18 protein-coding genes are annotated in these 18,902 nt (G+C 67.8%); 11 read left to right on the forward strand and 7 right to left on the reverse strand.

The annotated features are described in order from the left end of the window. The first annotated feature begins 16 nt into the window (after window positions 1–16). A complete protein-coding gene (locus JNG39_RS09645) occupies window positions 17–505 on the forward strand; it encodes a GAF domain-containing protein (RefSeq protein ID WP_368311057.1) in 489 nt (162 codons plus the stop codon). Window positions 506–599: 94 nt separating this feature from the next. Here the strand turns inward: JNG39_RS09645 and yihA are convergent, their stop codons facing one another. Beyond that, window positions 600–1,247, reverse strand: coding sequence for a ribosome biogenesis GTP-binding protein YihA/YsxC (gene yihA / locus JNG39_RS09650; RefSeq protein WP_368311059.1), 648 nt, complete (start codon window positions 1,245–1,247; stop codon window positions 600–602). 150 nt (window positions 1,248–1,397) lie between these two features. Between yihA and JNG39_RS09655 the strand changes: the two genes are divergently transcribed. From JNG39_RS09655 to JNG39_RS09675, 5 genes are all read left to right on the forward strand, one after another. Continuing rightward, window positions 1,398–2,210, forward strand: a complete 813-nt coding sequence (locus JNG39_RS09655) for a cytochrome c (RefSeq protein WP_368311061.1) — start codon at window positions 1,398–1,400, stop codon at window positions 2,208–2,210. Between the two features lie 81 nt (window positions 2,211–2,291). Then, window positions 2,292–3,170: a thiol:disulfide interchange protein DsbA/DsbL gene (locus tag JNG39_RS09660; protein ID WP_368311062.1), complete on the forward strand. Its 879-nt coding sequence runs from the start codon at window positions 2,292–2,294 to the stop codon at window positions 3,168–3,170. Between the two features lie 32 nt (window positions 3,171–3,202). After that, complete coding sequence (locus JNG39_RS09665) at window positions 3,203–3,859, forward strand: thiol:disulfide interchange protein DsbA/DsbL (protein WP_368311063.1); 657 nt, start codon at window positions 3,203–3,205, stop codon at window positions 3,857–3,859. Window positions 3,860–3,951: 92 nt separating this feature from the next. Beyond that, entirely contained in the window at window positions 3,952–4,773 is an 822-nt protein-coding gene (locus JNG39_RS09670) for an endonuclease/exonuclease/phosphatase family protein (protein WP_368311065.1), read from the forward strand. Beyond that, a complete protein-coding gene (locus JNG39_RS09675) occupies window positions 4,770–5,156 on the forward strand; it encodes a hypothetical protein (protein WP_368311066.1) in 387 nt (128 codons plus the stop codon). Before JNG39_RS09670 ends, JNG39_RS09675 begins: the two co-directional genes overlap by 4 nt. Window positions 5,157–5,258: 102 nt before the next feature. Here JNG39_RS09675 and JNG39_RS09680 read toward each other — a convergent pair whose 3' ends face one another. Further along, window positions 5,259–6,902 carry a glycosyl hydrolase family 17 protein gene (locus JNG39_RS09680; RefSeq protein ID WP_368311068.1) on the reverse strand — a complete coding sequence of 548 codons (1,644 nt, stop codon included), beginning with the start codon at window positions 6,900–6,902 and terminating at the stop codon, window positions 5,259–5,261. Between the two features lie 147 nt (window positions 6,903–7,049). Between JNG39_RS09680 and JNG39_RS09685 the strand changes: the two genes are divergently transcribed. From JNG39_RS09685 to JNG39_RS09695, 3 genes are read left to right on the forward strand one after another with little or no spacing between them, the layout of a single operon-like run. Beyond that, window positions 7,050–9,119 (forward strand): transglycosylase SLT domain-containing protein, encoded by a 2,070-nt coding sequence (locus JNG39_RS09685; protein ID WP_368311069.1) that lies wholly within the window; start codon window positions 7,050–7,052, stop codon window positions 9,117–9,119. A gap of 4 nt (window positions 9,120–9,123) precedes the next feature. After that, a complete protein-coding gene (locus JNG39_RS09690; protein ID WP_368311071.1) occupies window positions 9,124–10,065 on the forward strand; it encodes a complex I NDUFA9 subunit family protein in 942 nt (313 codons plus the stop codon). 5 nt (window positions 10,066–10,070) lie between these two features. After that, complete coding sequence (locus JNG39_RS09695) at window positions 10,071–11,303, forward strand: multifunctional CCA addition/repair protein (RefSeq protein ID WP_368311072.1); 1,233 nt, start codon at window positions 10,071–10,073, stop codon at window positions 11,301–11,303. 174 nt (window positions 11,304–11,477) lie between these two features. Here the strand turns inward: JNG39_RS09695 and JNG39_RS09700 are convergent, their stop codons facing one another. Continuing rightward, entirely contained in the window at window positions 11,478–12,671 is a 1,194-nt protein-coding gene (locus JNG39_RS09700; RefSeq protein ID WP_368311073.1) for a class I SAM-dependent methyltransferase, read from the reverse strand. A gap of 125 nt (window positions 12,672–12,796) precedes the next feature. Next, window positions 12,797–14,905: a TonB-dependent receptor gene (locus JNG39_RS09705; RefSeq protein WP_368311075.1), complete on the reverse strand. Its 2,109-nt coding sequence runs from the start codon at window positions 14,903–14,905 to the stop codon at window positions 12,797–12,799. A 129-nt stretch (window positions 14,906–15,034) separates the two neighbouring features. Here JNG39_RS09705 and JNG39_RS09710 point away from each other — a divergent pair, with 129 nt between their 5' ends. After that, window positions 15,035–16,051: a hypothetical protein gene (locus tag JNG39_RS09710; protein WP_368311077.1), complete on the forward strand. Its 1,017-nt coding sequence runs from the start codon at window positions 15,035–15,037 to the stop codon at window positions 16,049–16,051. A gap of 52 nt (window positions 16,052–16,103) precedes the next feature. Beyond that, the gene (locus JNG39_RS09715; protein ID WP_368311079.1) at window positions 16,104–16,841 is read left to right on the forward strand and encodes a pteridine reductase; all 738 of its coding nucleotides are present in this window, start codon (window positions 16,104–16,106) and stop codon (window positions 16,839–16,841) included. A gap of 27 nt (window positions 16,842–16,868) precedes the next feature. On the opposite strand, the gene JNG39_RS09720 is transcribed toward JNG39_RS09715, so the two are convergent. From JNG39_RS09720 to folK, 3 genes are all read right to left on the reverse strand, one after another. Then, on the reverse strand, window positions 16,869–17,357 hold the full coding sequence (locus JNG39_RS09720; protein WP_368311080.1) for a hypothetical protein: 489 nt from the start codon (window positions 17,355–17,357) through the stop codon (window positions 16,869–16,871). A 102-nt stretch (window positions 17,358–17,459) separates the two neighbouring features. Beyond that, window positions 17,460–18,314: a DUF6159 family protein gene (locus JNG39_RS09725; protein WP_368311082.1), complete on the reverse strand. Its 855-nt coding sequence runs from the start codon at window positions 18,312–18,314 to the stop codon at window positions 17,460–17,462. A 96-nt stretch (window positions 18,315–18,410) separates the two neighbouring features. After that, on the reverse strand, window positions 18,411–18,902 hold the full coding sequence (gene folK / locus JNG39_RS09730; RefSeq protein ID WP_368311084.1) for a 2-amino-4-hydroxy-6-hydroxymethyldihydropteridine diphosphokinase: 492 nt from the start codon (window positions 18,900–18,902) through the stop codon (window positions 18,411–18,413).

An 18,902-nucleotide genomic window follows, 5' to 3' on the forward strand; every position in this document is an offset into this window, starting at 1 on the left:
ACGTCCGGACGCCGCCATGTACGAAGCCAAGGCCATCGACACCGCCGACAAGGCCACCCTTTACGCCGAACTGGCGGAGCAGGCCACGGGCCTCATGCACGGCGAACCGAACACGATCGCCAATGCCGCCAACTTCGCGGCCCTGGTCTACGACGTGCTGCCCGACCTCAATTGGGCGGGCTTCTACCTCTACGACGGCACCGAGCTCGTGGTGGGTCCGTTCCAGGGCAAGCCGGCCTGCATCCGCATCGCGCTGGGCCGCGGCGTGTGCGGCACCGCCGCGCAGACGCGGCAGACGCAACTGGTGCGCGACGTGCACGCGTTCGACGGGCACATCGCCTGCGATGCCGCGTCCAACTCCGAAATCGTGGTGCCGCTGGTGAAGGCCGACGGCAGCCTGTTCGGGGTCTGGGACGTGGACAGCCCGACGGTGGCTCGGTTCGATGAGGACGATCGCAAGGGCATGGAGCGGCTTTGTGCGGTCTTCATGAAGACGTTCGGCTAGAGCGATCCACCGACGCGATCGGCTGGCGTGCCTTCGGTAGCTAGCTTTCTACCGAAGGAGTGGGAGCCGATCGTATCGTCGAATCCAGGTTGCCTCAGCGCTCGTGCGAGCGAGGCGTCCGCAACAGTTCCATGATCTTCGCCCGGGCTTCTTCGACCCCCGTCTTCGCCAGCGACGAAAACACCTGCGCCGTCCCCTGCACGCCCTGCTGGCGAAAGTCCTTGCGCAGCGCATCCAGGGCCTTGGCCGCCTGCCCGCGCGAGATCTTGTCGGCCTTGGTCAGCAGCACGTGGCACGGCAGTTCGGTGGCCGCGCAGAAATCCAGCATCGTGCGGTCGAAATCCTTCATCTCGTGGCGAATGTCCACGATGAGCACGATGCCGCGCAGGCTGCGGCGCATCTTGAGGTACGCGTCGATCTCGCCGCGCCAATGCGCGCGCATCGCCTCGGGCACCTTCGCATAGCCGTAACCGGGGAGGTCCACCAGTCGCGCATCGAGCGGCGCGGCGTCGTCGCCCGTCTTCAGCGGCGGGAGGTCGAACACCACCATCAATTGCGTGCGGCCCGGCGTCTTCGACGTGCGCGCCAGCGCGTTATGGCCCGTCAACGCATTGAGCGCGCTCGACTTGCCCGCGTTGGAGCGACCGGCGAACGCCACTTCGGCGCCCTGGTCGTAGGGCAACTGGGTGATTTCGTGCGCGGCCAGAACGAAGCGGGCACCGTTGAGCGGATTGGATGACATGGCGTGTCGGATAAACCGGGCTGCACGAGCAGGGCCCGGCAGTATAGCGGCATGGGTTTGACCGGGCTCTCAAGGCACCGCCATAATCATTCGGTTCAGGCGTGGCAGGGAGCACGCCCGGTCATGAAGTATCCCCTTCCGGAGACACTTATGAAGTTCAGGCACGCCGCCGCTGCCATCGTCACCATGCTCGTCATGAGCGCCGCAGGCGCTCAGTCCGTTGCTCCCGCCAAGCCGTCCAGCGCACCCGCGCCGTCGGGCACGGCTGCCAAGGCCGGGGCCAATGCCGCCACCGATCCGGCCACGCCGGGCATGCCCACGGGCGAGCAGGCCACCGCCGCCACGCCGTCGGGCGAAGCCGGCGCGGCCCTCAAGCCAGGGGACGCCACCGCGGGCCAGGGCAAGGCCGCCGTCTGCGGCGCCTGCCACGGCATGGACGGCAACTCCACCGATCCGCAGTACCCGCGCCTCGCCGGCCAGAGCGAGCAGTACATCGCCGCGCAGCTGGCCGACTTCAAGTCGGGCAAGCGCGCGAACCCGGTCATGCAGGGCTTCGCGCAGGCGCTGTCCGAGCAGGACATGCACGATGTCGGCGCGTACTTCGCCACCAAGGCCTCGCTGCCGGGCGTGGCCGACCAGGCCTACGTCGAGCAGGGCCAGGGCCTCTATCGCTCCGGTGACGTCGATCGCGGGATTCCCGCCTGCATGGCCTGCCACGGCCCCGACGGTCGCGGCAACCCGGGCGCGCATTACCCGCAGCTCACCAGCCAGCACGCGAAGTACACCGAGTCGCGCCTGAAGGCGCTGCGCGAGCGCGACCCGGCGCAGGCGGGCCCGCACACGAAGATCATGGTCGAAGTGGCGAAAAAGCTCGACGACAAGGACATCGCCGCCGTCGCCAGCTACATCGAAGGCCTGCATACGAACGAACCCGTGCCGGCCGCCGCCCCAGCGTCGCCCTGAAGGCGTTAAAGTTGGACGATCGAACGGGCCCGTCGGGCCCGTTCTCATTTCGACGGTAAGAAAAGGACACCACCGATGCGTATGCGCCTTCCTCTCCTCTGCGCCGCCCTGATCGGCCTCGCGGCCTGCGGCTCCGGCAACCAGGAGACCGCCCCCGCCGCGCCGGCGACCACCTCCACCGCCCCCGCGGCAACCGCGCCCGCCGCGCCGGCCACGGCGGCGACCCCCGCGCCCGCCGCCAGCACCGCGCCCGCCGGCGCCGGGACGGCCGCGGCCGTCGCACCGGCCGCCGCGCCCAGCGAAGACGATGCCAAGCGCCCCGACGTGAAGCCGTTCGTCGACGACGGCAAGTGGGTGGAAGGCAAGCAGTACTTCCGCATCGATCCGGCCCAGCCGACCAGCACCCCGGGCAAGATCGAGGTCACCGAGGTGTTCTCCTACGGCTGCCCGGCCTGCTTCCAGTTCCACGGCATGGTCGACGAACTGGCCAAGAGCCTGCCCAAGGGCACGGTGATGACCTTCACCCCCGCCGCGTTCCGCCCCGACGAGAACTGGCCGCTGCTGCAGCGCGCGTACCTCACCGCCCAGGTCTTCGGCGTGGACAAGCAGAGCCATGACGCCATGTTCGACGCCGTGTTCAAGAGCGGCGAACTGGGCATCTACGACAAGCAGACCAACAAGCCCAAGCCCGAGTCGGGCTGGCCGACCATCGACGACGTGGCCAAGTTCTACGCCAAGTACGGCGTGAAGCCCGAGGAATTCGTCGCCACCGCGAACTCCTTTACCATCAACACCAAGATGAAGCGCGCCGATGAACTGATCCGCGCGTACGAGGTCGATAGCACGCCGACGATCGTCGTGAACGGCAAGTACCGGCTCACCCCGATCACCGCCGGCGGCTACCCGCAGGCCCTCGAACTCACCCAGTGGCTGATCACCAAGGAAGCCGCGGGCAAGTAACCGCTTTCCCTCGAAATTATATGGAGATTTCCATGTTCAAGCGTCTCCCGTTGCTGCTCGCCGCCCTGGTCCTGTCCACGGCATGCAGTGCCAAGCCCGCCGAAGGCGCGGCGCCCAGCTTCACCGACGGCGCGGAGTACGCGTCCATCACCGAGCCGAAGCGCCTGGATCCGGGCAAGGGCAAGGTCGAGGTCGTCGAGGTGTTCTCGTTCGGCTGCATCCACTGCGCGCACTACGAGCCCAAGGTGGAAGATCTCCAGAAGAAGCTGCCCAAGGATGTCGCGTTCCACCGCATGCCGGCGGCCTTCAACGACGCCTGGCTGCCGTTCGCGCAGGCCTACTACGCCGCGGCGAAGCTCGTCCCGGCCGGCAAGCTCGACGAATCCACCGACAAGCTGTTCAAGGCCAAGTGGGATCTGCACATGCCGCTGAACGCTCTCGAGGAGATGGCCGACTGGTACAAGCAGAACTACGGCATCGACAGCGCGAAGTTCGTGGAGGTGGCCCAGGGCGACGACGTCAAGGCGCAGATCGCACGCGACACGAAGCTCATCCAGGCCTGGGGCGTCGAAGGCACGCCGACGGTGGTCGTCGACGGCAAATACCGCAGCAACAACATCAAGGACTTCGACCAGCTCAACGACGTGGTCATGTTCCTGGTGAACAAGGAACGCAACGGCGGCAGGTAAGTCGCCGCCCGGTCGATGCCCCCCGTTCACATGGCGGGGGGCATCCTCCGACGCCACGGCCCGACGAGACCTTGCCCCGCCCTGAAGAAGCCATGACCCGCTCAACGCCGTCCTCCCCCATCGCCTCCGAGCGCACCCTGCGCCTGCTGAGCTGCAACATCCTCGCCGGCGCGAGCGTCCAGCGGTACAGCGATTACTTCACGCGCAGCGTCAACGCGGTACTGCCCGGCCCGTCGAAACTGGCCAACCTCGACTCGCTCGCCGCCCTGCTGCACGAATTCGACGTGGTAGGGCTGCAGGAAGCCGATGCCGGCAGCCTGCGCTCGGGTTTCCTCAACCAGACCCGCTACATCGCCGAAGCCGCCGGCATGCCGTTCTGGAGCCACCAGCCCAATCGCCCCATGGCCCGCGTGGCGCATTCGGCCAACGGACTGTTGAGCCGTATCGAACCCACCGAAGTCATCGATTACCCGCTGCCTGGGCGCATCAAGGGACGTGGCGCGCTGTTCGTCCGCTTCGGCGAGGGCACCGACGCGCTGGTGGTGGTGGTGGCCCATCTCTCGCTGGGCGCCGCCGCGCGCATGGGCCAGCTCGCCTTCATCGCCGAGCTGCTGGCGCCCTACCCGCACGCCGTGTTGATGGGCGACCTCAACACCGAGCCGTCGAGCCCCGAGATGCGTCTGCTCTTCGACAAGACCGCCTTGCAGGTGCCGACCAATGCCATGCCCACCTTCCCCAGCTGGAAGCCCCGGCGCGCGCTCGACCACATCCTCACCTCGGCCGACATCACGCTCGAGCGCACGTGGACGCTGCCCCGTGCGTTCTCCGACCACCTGCCGCTCGCGGCCGAAATCCGCCTGCCGCCCGCCATCGCGCAAGCCGCGGGCGCCGCGCACATGAGTTCCACACCATGACCTCCCCACTCCGCGCCGCCCTGCCCTGGGCCGTCATCGTCCTGGTCGCGATCGGCGCCGTCGCCCTTCGCTACGGCTTCATCGAACCCTCGGACATGGCGCACGCCTGCGACGGCAGTGACGGTCCCTGGTGGTGCGGCACGCGCAACCTGATCGTGCAGGGCTTTCTCAACTACACCTACGGCTATGCAGCCGTGGTCGTGGCGTTGATCGCGCTGTTCGTGCGCGGCACGGGCGTGGCCACGCTGGCGGCCTGCCTCGGCGTGATCGCCTTGCAGCTGTATTGCTATGAAGGCGGCGCGGTGGCACTGCTGGTGGGTGCATTGCGGTTGGTGCGGTTGCAGTACGACCGCTGGAACGCCGCCGCCATCACGGCAGGCTAAGGCATACCGGATCGCCGATACGATCGGCTCCCACCCCGTCGGTAGCACGGTTTCGATGACCTGCCCTACCGAAGGGGTGGGAGCCGATCGTATCGGCGAATCCTACGCAGCGCGGACTTCCCGGGCCCGGTACCACGCGACGAGCACCGGTACCGCGAGCGCGAGGTTCAGCACCAGCCAACCCCACGACACCAGGTTGGCCCCGTTCTCCTGCACCACCACGGCGGCACCGAGCAGCACCAGCCAGACCGCCAGCAAACGCTCCTCCACCAGCGGCATGAGCGCTTCCTCGCGGGTGCGCAGCACGGCGAGCAACAGGAATCCGATGCACGGCAGCGCGAAGAGGCCCACCGGGAAATCGCGGTAGCGGCCGTTGAATACCATCAGGATGCCGTAGAGCGTCAGCACGAACATCCAGAAGAATCGCTGCGGCGTGAACACGCCCGACCACACGATGCCCAGGATGCGCCGCTCGCCGGGACGCGGGGCGACGGCCGCGGGGTTGATCGGCGACGCCAGACGCGCGGCGATGGTGCGCGACAGCGACAACGCCGTGAACAGTGCGACCGCGCCGATACCGATACCCACCGCCCATTCCAGCGTGTTGCGACAGGCGAGGGCCAGGAGCCGCGCATGCGCGGCGAGCGCGGTACCCGCGGCGAACCCGGCCAACACCAGCGACAGCCAGCCGGAAAGGCCGTGCCAGCGACGGCGAACCGCGCCCACCAGCAGGAACAGCACGGCACCGGCACCACCGGCGCCGATGGCCCAGGTCCAGCGCGGTTCCTCGACCACCGGGCCGGTCATGGCGAACTTGGGCTTCGCATCGACGTCGAAAATCCCCCAATAGCCGCCGACGGTGCCTTCCAGATCGCGCTTCCAAGGCTGGTCGAAGGCCTCGATCACGTTGTAGGGCATGTCGACCGTCGCCGCGTAGTCGAGGAATTCGCGCAGGTAGCGCGCCTCGTTGACGAGGCTGGCGCTGGCGTCCCGGCGCGTGCGTCCCTGGCTGGGCCAGCCGGTTTCGCCGATCATGATCGACTTGCCGGGAAACCGGGTCTTCATCTGCCGGTACACGTCGGCCACATGCTGCACCGCACGTTCGGGCGACACCGGCTCGTCTTCCCAATAGGGCAGGATGTGGATCGTGAGGTAGTCGGTGACCTTGGCCAGCGCCGGATGCTTGAGCCAGAACTCCCAGACGTCGGCGTAGGTCACCGGCACGTCGGTGGCCTCGTTCACCCGCGCGATGTAGGCGGCGAGCGCTTTTTCCGACAGCTCGCCGCGCAATATCACCTCGTTGCCCACCACGATGCCGCGCAGGTTGTCGTGATCGCGGCGCGCGGCCTCGATGCCGAGCTTGATCTCGCGCTCGTTGGCGACCGGATCGCGACCCAGCCAGATGCCCATCAGCACCTTCATGCCGTAGCGGCCGGCGATGTCGGGCACGGCGCCCAGGCCCTGGCCCATCGAATAGGTGCGCACGCAGTCGAAGCGCGTGGACAACGCCTTGAGGTCGGCATCGATGCGCTCGGGGGGAATGAAGGCGTTGAGGTCGAACGGCGTTTCGCCCTTGAGGCGGAACGGCGCGTATGACACGCAGGCGATCTTGGCCGTGGGCGAATCCGGCAGGTTCACCGGGCGGCCGAGCAGCCACCAGTAGCCGGCGCCGAACACGGCGGCGGCGGCGAGGAGGATCCAGGCGAGCGGTCGCGCGAACCGCGCGTAGGAGGTATGGGGCGGCATGCCGTTCCAGTGTGAAGCGAGGATGTCGATCCGGATTAGCTTAGCGGGCCGGACGCGACAGGGCGATTCCCTTTCGCCGATGCCGTTCATCCGGCCTGCGCGCCGGTTTCTTACAATCATGCGGTACGTACCCGTGAAGGAATACCGATGATCCGTCTCCTGGCCGGCTTCGCCCTTGCCGCCCTTGCGCTCGCCCACACGCCTTCCGCTTCCGCGGAAGGCACCGATGCGCAACGCGCGCGCTTCCGCGAGGCCTACGCCTTGGCGACCACCCAGGGCGGCGACGCATGGCGCGCCCAGGCCACGGGGCTGGAGGGGTACAGCCTGTTCCCCTACCTCGAGGCCGCGGCGCTCACCCACGACCTTCGCACCCTGGACCGTGCGCCGGTACAGGCCTACCTCGACCGCTATCCGGGGCTGATTCCCGCCGCCGACCTGCGTCGCGACTTCCTCGGCGAACTGGCGCGGCGCAAGGACTGGGCCACGTTCACCGCCATGTACCAGCCCGGCCTGGGCGATTCGCTGGCGTGTTTCGCGTTGCAGGCGAAGCTCTCCCGGAACGAGCCCCTGGTGTTCGAGCGCGACCTGGCCGACCTGTGGAAGAAAGCCAGCCTGCCCAACAGCTGCGACCCCGTGATCGACGCGGCGGCCGGCCAGGGCCTGCTCACCACCGACCGAGTATGGGCACGCATCCAGGTCGCCGCCGATGCGGGCAAGGGCGGCACGGTGGCGGCGCTGGCCCCGCGCCTGCCGTCGTCGGACGCTCCCGCCGCGCAACGTATCGCTCTGGCGCTCAACGATCCCGCCACGGCCCTGCGCCAAGCCAGCGACTGGCCCGACACCCCGCGCCATCGGCAAGCCGTCACCTTCGCCCTGCAACGCATGGCGCGCAAGCAATCGACCGCCGCCGACAGCGCCTGGGCCACGCTCGCGCCGCGCTTCGCCCTGAGCGAGCAGCAAAAGGGCGCGATCGAGAATTCGCTGGCGCTGTTCCATGCCACGGATTTCGACGCGTCGGCGCTCGACCGGCTGGCGGCCCTTCCCCCCGGTGCGCAAACCGACAGCACGCGCGAGTGGCGCGTGCGCGTCGCGCTGGCCCGGCAGGACTGGAACGCCGCGCTCACCGCGCTGGACGCCCTCGCCCCCTCGCAGAAGGACGACGGGGAGTGGCGCTATTTCCGTGCGCTGGTGCTTGCCAAGCTCGGTCGCCATGACGAGGCGCAGGCGATCTATCGACGCGTCTCGCAGGAAGCCACCTACTTCGGCTTTCTCGCCGCCGATCGCATCGACGCCTCGTATGCCATCTGTCCGTCGACCCTGGCCACCGACGAACGGCGCGAGGCCGCCCTGTTGAACGATCCCGGTCTCGACCGCGCATTCGAGCTCTACGCCGTCGGCCTGCAGAAGCTGGGCCGTCGCGAGTGGAACGCGGCGCTGGCCGGCCGCGATGCCGACACCCAGCGGCTCGCCGCCGACCTCGCCTTCCGCAAGGGCTGGTACGACCGCGCGGTCTTCGGCCTGTCGTCCGGCGACGCGTTGCGCCTGTACGAACAGCGCTTTCCGCTGGCGCGACAGGATGGTGTCGTCGAACAGTCGAGCCAGGCGGGCATCGAAGCGCCGTGGGCCTACGCGATCATTCGCGCCGAGAGCGCCTGGATGAGCGACGCGCGCTCGACCGCCGATGCCCGCGGCCTGATGCAACTGTTGCCCGCCACGGCCGCCATCGTCGCCAAACGCAACGGCTTGTCCTGGAGCGGCGGCGAAAGCCTCTACGACCCACCCACCAACATCGTGCTCGGCACGCGTTACCTCGCGCAGATGGCGGCGCGCTACAACGGCGCGCCGTGGCTGGCGAGCGCCGCCTACAACGCCGGTCCGAACAGGGTCGACCAATGGGTGGAGGCGCGCGGCACGCTCGATCCCGACCTGTTCGTGGCGAGCATCCCCTACAAGGAAACCCGCGAGTACGTGGCCCGCGTGATGGCCTTCGCGGTGATCTACGACTGGCGCCTCAACGGCAACGCGCTGCCCATCGGTTCGCGCATGACCCGCATCGGCAGCGCCTATGCGTTGCCGCAAACCGGTGCCGTGCGCCGTGCGGTGACGTGCCCCGCGCCCTCCGTGGCGCAACCCACGCCGCCGAGCGCACCCGCCGTCGCCGAACCCGCACCGGCGGAAGCCTCGTCGGCCCCCACCGCGGAGGAGCCCTCGCGCTGACCCCATGAAAGCCCAACGCATCGTCATCCTCGGCGGCACCGGCTTCGTCGGCAGCCACCTCACCTCGCGACTGGCCGCCGACGGCCACCGATTGCTCCTGCTGTCGCGCAACCGCCTGGCCCATCGGCAGGCGACCGTGGGACGCCACGTCAGCGTCGTCTCCGCCGATGTCTACGACGTATCCGAATTGCGTCGGCACATCGCGGGGGCCGATGCGGTGATCAATCTCGTCGGCATCCTCAACGAGGGGCGGCGCGACACGTTCGCCCGCGCGCACGTGGGCCTCACCCGCCTCGTCGTCGATGCCTGCCGGGATACGGGCGTGCATCGGCTGCACCAGATGAGCGCGCTCAACGCCGGGGCCGGCACCTCGGGCTACCTGCGCTCGCGCGGCGAAGCCGAGGCGTTGGTGACGGCGTCCACGCTGGACTGGACGATCTACCGGCCGAGCACGATCTTCGGCCCGGGCGACGGCCTGGTCACGCGCTTCGACCGGCTGCTCGCCCTCGCGCCGGTCATGCCCCTGCCGCGCCCGTCCGCACGGATGGCACCGGTTTACGTGGGCGACGTGGTGGAAGCCATCGCCCGCGCGGTGGCCGATCCGGCGATCTCGGTATTGCGCACCTTCGAGCTCTACGGTCGCGAGGTGTGGACGCTGTTCGACCTCGTGCGGGCCATCCGCGACGCCCGCGGCCGGCATCGTGCCGTGCTGCCGCTGCCCGACGCCCTCGGCCTCGTGCAGGCCCACGTGGCCCGCTTCGCTCCCGGCAAGCCGTTCACGCCCGACAACTTCCGCACGCTGCTGATCGATTCGGTCGGCAAGAGCGACGGCCTGGCCGAGCTGGGCATCGAGCCGCAGGCCCTTTCCGCATGGCTGCCGCGATTGCTCGGCCCGTCCGTGCGCCAACGCCGTCTCGACGAAGCACGCCGCAAGCGTCGAAGATAGGCGGCATGGATATCTATCTCGTCGGCGGTGCCGTCCGCGACCAACTGCTCGGCCGCCCCGTCGTCGATCGCGACTGGGTGGTGGTCGGTGCCACGCCCGAGGACATGCTCGCCGCCGGTTACCGCCCGGTGGGTAAGGATTTTCCGGTTTTCCTGCACGGGGAGACGAAGGAGGAATACGCCCTCGCCCGCACCGAACGAAAGACCGGGCGCGGGTATCACGGCTTCGCGTTCCACGCCGATCCGTCGGTGACGGTGGAACAGGACCTCGAGCGCCGCGACCTCACCATCAATGCCATCGCACGCCGCGAGGACGGATCGCTGGTCGATCCCTTCCGTGGCGCGAGCGACATCGAAAACCGCACGCTACGCCATGTGTCGCCCGCCTTCGTCGAAGATCCGGTGCGCCTGTTGCGCGTGGCCCGCTTCGCCGCGCGTTACGCGCCACTCGGGTTCCGGGTGGCCGACGAAACCATGGCACTGATGCGACGCATGGTGGACGACGGCGAGGTCGATCACCTCGTACCCGAACGCGTATGGGCCGAAACGCGCAAGGCACTGGCCGAGCCGATGCCGCAGGCGTTCGTGCAGGTACTTCGCGAGACCGGCGCGCTGCGCGTGCTGTTTCCCGAGGTGGATGCGCTCTATGGCGTGCCGCAACGACCCGAGTTCCATCCCGAGGTGGACACCGGCATCCATGTCGAACTCGTGCTGCGGGCGGCGGCGACGCTCGCGCCGGGCGATGCGCTGGTGGGTTGGTGCGCGCTGACCCACGACCTCGGCAAGGCGCTGACGCCCGCCGATGTGCTGCCGCGCCACATCATGCACGAGCAGCGCGGCATCGAGCCGGTGCGCGCGATGTCCGCGCGATTAAAGGTGCCGGCCGAGTACGCCTTCATGGCCGAGATGGTCTGCAAGCACCACCTCAACGCGCACATGGCCTTGCAGCTGAAGCCCGCAACGGTGCTTCGGATGCTCGATGCGTTGGGCGCGTTGCGGCGTCCGGAGCGCCTGGAGACGTTTCTTCTCGCGTGCATGGCGGACAAGCGCGGACGGCTGGGCAGCGAGGAGGCGGCGTATCCGCAGGCGGATTACCTGCGCGCCTGCCGTGCCGCGGCCGCAAGCGTGACGTCGAAGCCGTTCGTGGAGAAGGGGCTGGAAGGACCGGCCATTGGCGAGGCGATGAAGAAGGCGCAAGTCGCCGCCATCGCTTCGGTCGCAAAGCCCTCGCAAGATTGATTCGCCGATACGATCGGCTCCCACCCCTTCGGTAGGCAGCTTGCCGAGGCTCGGATGGTTTCGATCGCTTCGGTCGCGGAACCCTCGCAAGACCGCGCTCGGTTCTCACCCTCCAGTAGCCACGCTGCTACCGAAGGGGTGGGAGCCGATCGTATCGGCGAATCCTACGAAGCGCTAAAGCCGACTGCCCTGGTCCGCCGCCAGCACCGCCGCGGGCAATGCCGCCGGATCGATCCCGCGCGCGAACATCATCACCTGGAACCGCTCGCCCATCTGATCGGGCAGGGTCAGCTTCTTCACTTCCTGCGCCAGCCGATAGCGCACCAGCTCGTCGTCGGTCGCGAGGTAATCGTTCTCGAAGAACTCCTGCATGCCCGCCGCGAGCAGGAACTGCGCCTGGGGCAGGTACGCCGCCACGCCGAACCCCGCGCTGTTGCCCGCTTCGGCCAGCGCGGTGAAGTCCACCGAGGCGGTGAGATCCTGCAGGCCCGGCAGGAAGAACGCGTCGCCGTGGGTGCGATGGCGATAGAACGCCCGCAGCGTGCCGTCGTTGCGCTCGGGATGGTAGAACTCGTCACGCGTGTAGCCGTAGTCGGCGAAGATCATGGCGCCCTTGCGCAGCGTGCCCGCCACCGCCTGTATCCAGTACGGCAGCTGCGGCAGGATCTCGGTGCGGTAGCCGGCGTCGAACTCGCGACCCAGGTCGCGCTCGACGTGGCGCACGGCACCGTTGACGAGCACGTCGGCGGGGCGGTCGGTACGATGGAAACGCCCGTCGCCGTCGAGCACCACGTATTCCTCGTACACCTCGCCCTCGCGCGTGGTGAACCGCGTGGTCGGTAGCGCGTCGATCACCTCGTTGGCGAACAGCACGCCCTCCCATTCCTCTTCCAGCGGCGCATCGAGCCAGATCACCCGTGAGGCGAGCCCGGGCGGCAGGTTCGCGTGCAGCCGCTCGCGCTGCCGCTCGCGCAGGTCGGCGCTGGGCTCCAGGATCATGAATCGGCGGGGCGTGCGCCCCGCCGCATCCAGCGCACGCAACGCGGCCTCGGCGAAGGCGCCGCTGCCGCCGCCCAGTTCGAGGAAGTCGGCGTCCGGCCCCAACGAGGCCAGCACGGGCTCGAAGGCCCTGACCACGCAACGGGCGAACAACGAACCCAGTTCGGGCGCGGTGACGAAGTCGCCCTCGGCGCCGAACTTGGTCTTGCCCGCGCTGTAGTAGCCCAGGCCAGGGGTGTAGAGACAGCGCTCCATGAAACGCGAGAAAGGCATCGGGCCGTGGGCCGCGATCTCCTCGCGCAGGAGTCCGGAGAGGTGGTCGGAATGGGCGCGTTCGTCGGCGCCGGGTTCGGGGAGGCGGTCGGTCATGGTCGTCAGGATACCCGAACTGCTTCCGCGACCTGGTTCGCCGATACGATCGGCTCCCACCCCTTCGGTAGGAAGGTCGCTACCGAAGGGGTGGGAGCCGATCGTATCGGCGAATCGAGCTTGCCTCAGAAATCCTGCTGCAACGACAGGAACACGCCGCGACGCGGCCCGAACTGCGGCGCACCCACGCCGATGCCCGAGCCGTCACGCAGTTCGTACGTGCGATCCAGCGCGTTCACGAGGGCCAGCTGCGCATGCGTGGCACCGGCTGACGTGAAGTGGAAATCGCGTCCCACGCTCAGGTTCAGCTGGAAATAGTCCGGCATCGTATCGCCGTTGGGCACCGCGCCATCACGGCGCAGGCCCGACCCGTAGAGATAGTCCGCACCCAGGCGCGTCGAGTCGGCGAAGGTGTAGCCGATACCGCCCGACGAGGTGAATTTCTGGTCGTGGTCGAGGTGGATGTAGTTGTTCGCGATGTAGGCGAGGTCGTCCGGATTGAAGTTGTACTGGCTGGTGATGACCTTCTTGCCCACCGAGCGGTTGTACGCGAAGTTGAAGTACGCCGTGAGCGCGCCGCCGTCGTAGTTGACGGTGAACTCGGTGCCCTTGACCCGGCCCTGGTCGTAATTGAAGGTGGAGTACACCAGCGCGGCACCGAACTGGCCTTCGTCCTGGATGCGCGACACGCGACGATAGTAGCTGTCGAGGCCGACCGTCCACGCCGAACCGATCTTCTGCGAAATGCCCACGTCGTAGTAGCTCGAGCGCTCCGCCAGCGGCGTGTCGTTGCCGTCGTTCTGCAGGGCGTTGGTGGTGCCGTCGAACTTCGCGATCGACGTCGGCGCGATCATTTCGCTGGCTGGCGGCGTGAAATAGCGCGAATAGCCGGCATGGATGGTGGTGGTGTCCGTGGGCTGGTAGACCACGCCCAGGCGCGGGCTGAGCTGGCTCTCGGGACGGAACGCGTCATAACGGTCGCCGCGCACGCCGTAGTTCACGGTCCACTTGTCGCCGATGCTCCATTCGTCCTGCACGTACAAGGCATAGGTACGCGCGAGCACGCGGCTGGCGTCGACGATGTTCAGGGGCACGGTGGAGGTCTGCGCGCCGGTGTCGTCGGCCGGGAACACCAGGGCATTGTTGGAGGACGTGGCGCGCTCGAACTCACCATACAGGCCGTAGCGCAGCGTGTGGTTGTCGCCCAGCGGCGTGGAGAAGTCGGCCTGCAGGGTGGTGGCGCGATTCGCGCGGCGCACGTTCGACGCCACGCCGTTGAACATGAGGTCGCCGATGTCGTCGGGGGTAAAGTCCAGCCCGCTATAGCGTTCGCCCGCGGACACCTGGTAGGCGGTGGTCCCCATCTTGCCCTGCAGGCTGAGCACGCCGAAGCGGGTCCTTTCCTGCTGGCGCTCGTTCAACGTCGACGAATCGAAGTTGGTGACGTCGAGATAGCCGAACTGTGGCTCCTGGCCGGGGTTGTTCGGGATCTGGAACCGATTGTTCGTGGCGCCGAACATGAAGCTCAGGCGCGTATCGTTGTCGATCAGGTACGACACGTCGCCGAACACCTTGGCCTGGTTGGTGTGGTCATGGATCGGCTTGCGGCTCGCGGTGGGATTCTCGATGCCGTTGTCGCTTTCCAGGTAATTGGCGGTGAGGAACCAGCTCCAAGCGCCGCTGCGACCGAACAGCGAGGCGCTCGGGTTCACGGTGCCGAACTGGCCGCCGGTGATGCCCACGCTGCCGTTCACGCCGTCGGCCTTCGGGCTACGCGTGGTGATGTCGATGATGGCCGCGGTGCGGTCGCCGTACTGCGCGGGCAGCGCGCCGGTCAGCAGCTTCACGCTCTCGATCGTGCGCGCATCCAGCGTCTGGCCGAAGCCGCCGATGCTCTCGGGGATCAGCACGCCGTTGATGCGGTATTGCAGGTTGGCATGGTCGCCGCGGACGTGGAGCTGGCCGTAGGAGTCCTGCACCACGCCGGGCGCCTGGAGGATCACCTGGTTGAGCGGCGTCGCATCGCCCAGCGGCAAGGCCTGGATGGTCTGCCGGTCCATGACGTACTGGCTGCTTCCCGTATCGGGCGAAAGGCTGTTGCGTGCCTCGTCGAGGCGGGCGGTAACGTCCACTTCGCCGAGATTCGTGGCTTTTTGCGGAGGCGCGTCGTCGGCGAAGGCGGGGGCGGCCGCGAGGGCGAGGGCAATGCTGAGGGCTAGGCGGGCGGGGGTCATGGGGGCCTTTCGTTGAATGTTATAATGTTTCAACCCCGAGTGTCGGGGGCCCACCTTTCGGCGCGCTTTCACGGAAGCGTTAAGGCCGATGCGGTATGCCTATACGTCAATGCCACGACGGACCGCCCCATGCCCAAACGCGATGATTCTTCGACGTCCCGGGAAATCGTCCCGGTCAGCGGTGTCGAGCGCGGCGAAAGCGCCATCGCCACCGCCATCCTCGAATTCGTCAGCCGCATTCCCGACAGCGACGTGCCTCGCGCCGGCAAGGCCGACGCCGAAGAGACCAGCCGCCGCATCGCCAGTTCGGCGGCCAACAAGGCCGCATTGACGGCCGGCTCGCTCGCCCTGCCGCCCGGCCCGCTGGGGTGGCTCACCGTGCTGCCCGAACTCGTCGCCATCTGGCGCATCCAGGGCCAGATGGTGAGCGACATCGCCGCCGCCTACGGCAAAACGGCGCGGCTCGGTCGCGAGCAGATGCTGTGGTGCCTGTTTCGACACACCGCCGCGCAAGCTTTTCGCGATGTCGCCATTCGGGTGGGCGACCGTCTCGTCTTCCGCACGGCGGCCACGAGCGTCCTTCAGCGCGTGGCCGGGCGCATCGGCGTGAGCGTGTCCAAGCGGGCCGTGGGCAAGGGCATCTCGCGCTGGTTGCCGGTGGTGGGGGCGCTGGGCGTGGGCGCTTACGCGTATTACGACACGGGACAGGTCGCGAAAACAGCGATGGAGCTCTTCAGCGGGGATTTCCATACCGACGACGGCGATCCGGACGGTTCCGGCGACCCCATCGCGGATACGACCCGCGCCCGTCCCTCCACCAGGAAGGCCGACTCCAAGGCGGGTACCCAGGCGTCCACTACGAAGGCCGGCAGCACGGCAGCCAAGGGAGGAGCGAAGGCGACGCGCAGCAAAGCCGCGTCGAAGCCCGGAACCGCGGCAGCCGCTGGCGGACGCAAAAAAGCCGCCTCCAGAGCCGGCATCGCGCCGGCTACCGGAGGGGTGGGAGCCGACCGTGTCGGCGATCCGAAGCCGAAGGCTTCGGCCCGAAAAGCGGTGAAGCGGTCGGCCGCGAAGAAACCCGCACAGCGCAAGCCCACGAAAACCGCCACGAAGAAAGCCGCCCGCAAACGCATCCGAACGACGTGACGCCCGCACCGGTTTGCGGCAAGCTCTCGCGGCCACGACCAGGAAGCCACCCGTGAACCCATCACCCGTCGTCCTCGTCACCGGCGGCGCCCGCCGCATCGGCCAAGCCATCGTGCGCCATCTGCACGCCGCAGGCTGCACGACAGCCATTCACTACCGGCACTCCGCCGATGAAGCCGATGCCCTTGCGCGGGAGCTCAACGGCACGCGTGCCGGCAGTGCGGCCACCTTTGCCGCCGCGCTCGAAAACGACGAGGCCCTGTCCGCCCTGGTGTCCGGCGTGCTGAACACCTTCGGCCGCCTGGACGGCCTCGTCAACAACGCCTCTTCGTTCTATCCCACGCCCGTCGGCACCGCCACCGCCGCGCAGTGGGACGACCTGTTCGCCACCAACGCACGCGCGCCGTTCTTCCTCGCCCAGGCCGCGGCACCCGCGCTGAAAGCAAGCAGGGGCGCCATCGTCAACATCGTGGATATCTACGCGGAACGCCCGCTCGCGCAACATCCGATCTACTCCATGGCGAAGGCCGCGCTCGGGATGCTCACGCAGGCACTCGCTCGCGATCTCGCCCCCGAGGTGCGCGTGAACGCGGTGGCACCGGGCGCCATCCTGTGGCCCGAGTCGGGTAAGCCCGAGGAAGCGGCCGATGCCTTGATCCTGAAAACGCCCTTGGCCCGCAAGGGCGACCCGGCGGATGTCGCTGAGGCCGTGCGCTGGCTCCTGCTGGACGCCCGCTACACCACCGGACAAATCATCCGCGTGGATGGCGGACGAATCCTCGGTATCTGATGCCCGCCGGGGAAGACCGCAGCCCGATCACTCGAGCACCGTATCGTCGTTGGCCAGGCAGCTGTGGTCGGTCAGCTGCTGGTCGAAAGTGAACAAGGTCTGCACGTTGACCTTGACCGGCGCGAAGTCGATGCGCAGGTCGCCGACCGGGTGGTATGCATGCCATACGTTGTCTTGCCGCATCGCGTCCGGCGACCTCACCCACTCCGATTCCTTGAACCGGCCGTCGGCGCTCCATGCCTGGATCCTGAAGTCGACGTTGGCCTTGTGCCGATCGGTCGAAGGAGCCCTCATGCGATATCGGTCACCGCGTATCTGCACGAACACGCCGTCGTAGATCACGTAAGTGAATTCGAAATCGCCCTGGTAGTAGTAGATGTTCTGGATGGAACATCGCACCGCCACCGGACCGATCGTCCCCGAACGCAAGACGGACTCGCCGCCGAGCGCCATCGAGGGCGCGGCCAGCGCCAGCAGGGCGAGGCAAGAAACGTTTCGAAAGACCGACCGCGACATCGCAACTCTCCATGAAAAGGGCTGCGAATAGTGGCGGCGGGGCAAGAAAAAGACGGTGCCGAAATCGGCACCGTCACGGGGATGCGACAGCGTGTCCGCTCGTCAGTTTTTCTGGCGGAACGCCGATTCGAGCAGGACCCGGTCGAAACCCTCTCCCGGATCGCCGTATTCGGCGTAGCGATAGAGCGCGGCGGAATACACGCCGTGCATCGCGGTCTGGAACAGGCCGAGCCCGACGAGGGCGATCACGCCGGCGGCGGCGACGGCCACCATCAGCGCCACCGATTGCGTGGAGGCCGCCGCGCCGAACAGGAGCAGGCTCACGGCGATGAGGCAGAACGTAAGGATGCCACCGACGAAACCGATGCCGGCATTGCCGATGGCGTTCTCGCCCCAGGTGCCTTTCAGCAGCGAGGCGCTGCGCTTGACCGCATCGATCGGGCCGACGTCCTGCGCGGCGAGCACCGGCACCACGAGGAAGGTGGCCAGCGTCCAGCCGAAACCGAGCAGGCCGCCGATGATCCGCCCGACGAAACCGACGCGTTCCTGGATGGCGCGCAGGATCATGCCGACGGTGGCGGAGATCAGCGCGTAACCGATGATCGTAGGCATCTTGCCCATGGCCGCGCGCATGCCGTCGCCGAGCGTGGGGTTGCCGCCGTCCAGGCGAATGAGCGCCGCGGCGGCCAGCGCGGTGTTGAAGAAGATCACCACCGCGTACTGCACGAAGTAAAAGAGGAAGGCCAGCAGCATCACCAGCGGTGGCATGGCGTGGTTGCGACCTTCCAGGGCGGCATGATGGTGCTTGATCGCGGTGAAGATCGGCCAGCCGAAGGTGGCGATGATCAACAGCGAACACACGCCGGCCAGCAGGGGAAAGAGCATCAGCTCCTTGTCCTGGCGGAGGATGTTGGCGCTGGCCTTCATCAAGGCCCAGCTGCGTGCGAACTTGCCCATGTCCTTCGAAGCTCCTCGGTGACGGTGGCGGTGTTTTAGCACCCGGGCCCGGTGCTTGCCATAGGCCGGATTTCCCTTGAGGCACCGCCGCGTCCGTTAGAGCCTTATCGCCCCGTCGACCGACAACGGCTCGCTGTCGACCGGAAACGCCGCCCACAGCTCCGCCATCGTCCGTCCATCCACCGGATGCCTCACCGTTGGGGCGATATCGGCCATCGGCTTGAGCACGAAAGCGTGGCGAAGCTCGCCACGCGGCAGTTCCAGATGACCCTCTCCGCTCAGCACCAGGTCGTCGTAAAGCACGATGTCCACGTCGAGCGTGCGACTGGCGTAACGGTCGCCGCCGCGCACGCGGCCGTTACGGTCTTCGAGCGCGTGCAGCCAGTCGTTGAGTTCCAACGGATCGAGGTCGCTGTCCAGGCCCACGGCGAGGTTGAGGAAATCGGGACCGTCGAACCCCACGGCCGCGCTGCGATATACCGGCGAGACGTCGAGGCGGCCGAAGCGCTCACGCAACTCGGTGACGGCGGTACCGAGCCAGCGCTCCGCGTCCATGTTCGAACCCAGGCTGAGGTAGGCGCGCCCCAT

The sequence above is a fragment of the Luteibacter sp. CQ10 genome, from assembly GCF_040900725.1.
In the GTDB taxonomy this organism is placed as follows: Bacteria; Pseudomonadota; Gammaproteobacteria; order Xanthomonadales; family Rhodanobacteraceae; genus Luteibacter.

Coding starts and splice junctions, on each gene's coding strand:
- JNG39_RS09645 (WP_368311057.1), top strand. CDS start 17: ATGTACGAAGCCAAGGCCATCGACACCGCCGACAAGGCCACCCTTTAC.
- JNG39_RS09675 (WP_368311066.1), top strand. CDS start 4,770: ATGACCTCCCCACTCCGCGCCGCCCTGCCCTGGGCCGTCATCGTCCTG.
- JNG39_RS09690 (WP_368311071.1), top strand. CDS start 9,124: ATGAAAGCCCAACGCATCGTCATCCTCGGCGGCACCGGCTTCGTCGGC.
- JNG39_RS09665 (WP_368311063.1), top strand. CDS start 3,203: ATGTTCAAGCGTCTCCCGTTGCTGCTCGCCGCCCTGGTCCTGTCCACG.
- JNG39_RS09685 (WP_368311069.1), top strand. CDS start 7,050: ATGATCCGTCTCCTGGCCGGCTTCGCCCTTGCCGCCCTTGCGCTCGCC.
- yihA (WP_368311059.1), bottom strand. CDS start 1,247: ATGTCATCCAATCCGCTCAACGGTGCCCGCTTCGTTCTGGCCGCGCAC.
- JNG39_RS09705 (WP_368311075.1), bottom strand. CDS start 14,905: ATGACCCCCGCCCGCCTAGCCCTCAGCATTGCCCTCGCCCTCGCGGCC.
- JNG39_RS09660 (WP_368311062.1), top strand. CDS start 2,292: ATGCGCCTTCCTCTCCTCTGCGCCGCCCTGATCGGCCTCGCGGCCTGC.
- JNG39_RS09700 (WP_368311073.1), bottom strand. CDS start 12,671: ATGACCGACCGCCTCCCCGAACCCGGCGCCGACGAACGCGCCCATTCC.
- JNG39_RS09695 (WP_368311072.1), top strand. CDS start 10,071: ATGGATATCTATCTCGTCGGCGGTGCCGTCCGCGACCAACTGCTCGGC.
- JNG39_RS09720 (WP_368311080.1), bottom strand. CDS start 17,357: ATGTCGCGGTCGGTCTTTCGAAACGTTTCTTGCCTCGCCCTGCTGGCG.
- JNG39_RS09680 (WP_368311068.1), bottom strand. CDS start 6,902: ATGCCGCCCCATACCTCCTACGCGCGGTTCGCGCGACCGCTCGCCTGG.
- JNG39_RS09710 (WP_368311077.1), top strand. CDS start 15,035: ATGCCCAAACGCGATGATTCTTCGACGTCCCGGGAAATCGTCCCGGTC.
- folK (WP_368311084.1), bottom strand. CDS start 18,902: ATGGGGCGCGCCTACCTCAGCCTGGGTTCGAACATGGACGCGGAGCGC.
- JNG39_RS09655 (WP_368311061.1), top strand. CDS start 1,398: ATGAAGTTCAGGCACGCCGCCGCTGCCATCGTCACCATGCTCGTCATG.
- JNG39_RS09725 (WP_368311082.1), bottom strand. CDS start 18,314: ATGGGCAAGTTCGCACGCAGCTGGGCCTTGATGAAGGCCAGCGCCAAC.
- JNG39_RS09670 (WP_368311065.1), top strand. CDS start 3,952: ATGACCCGCTCAACGCCGTCCTCCCCCATCGCCTCCGAGCGCACCCTG.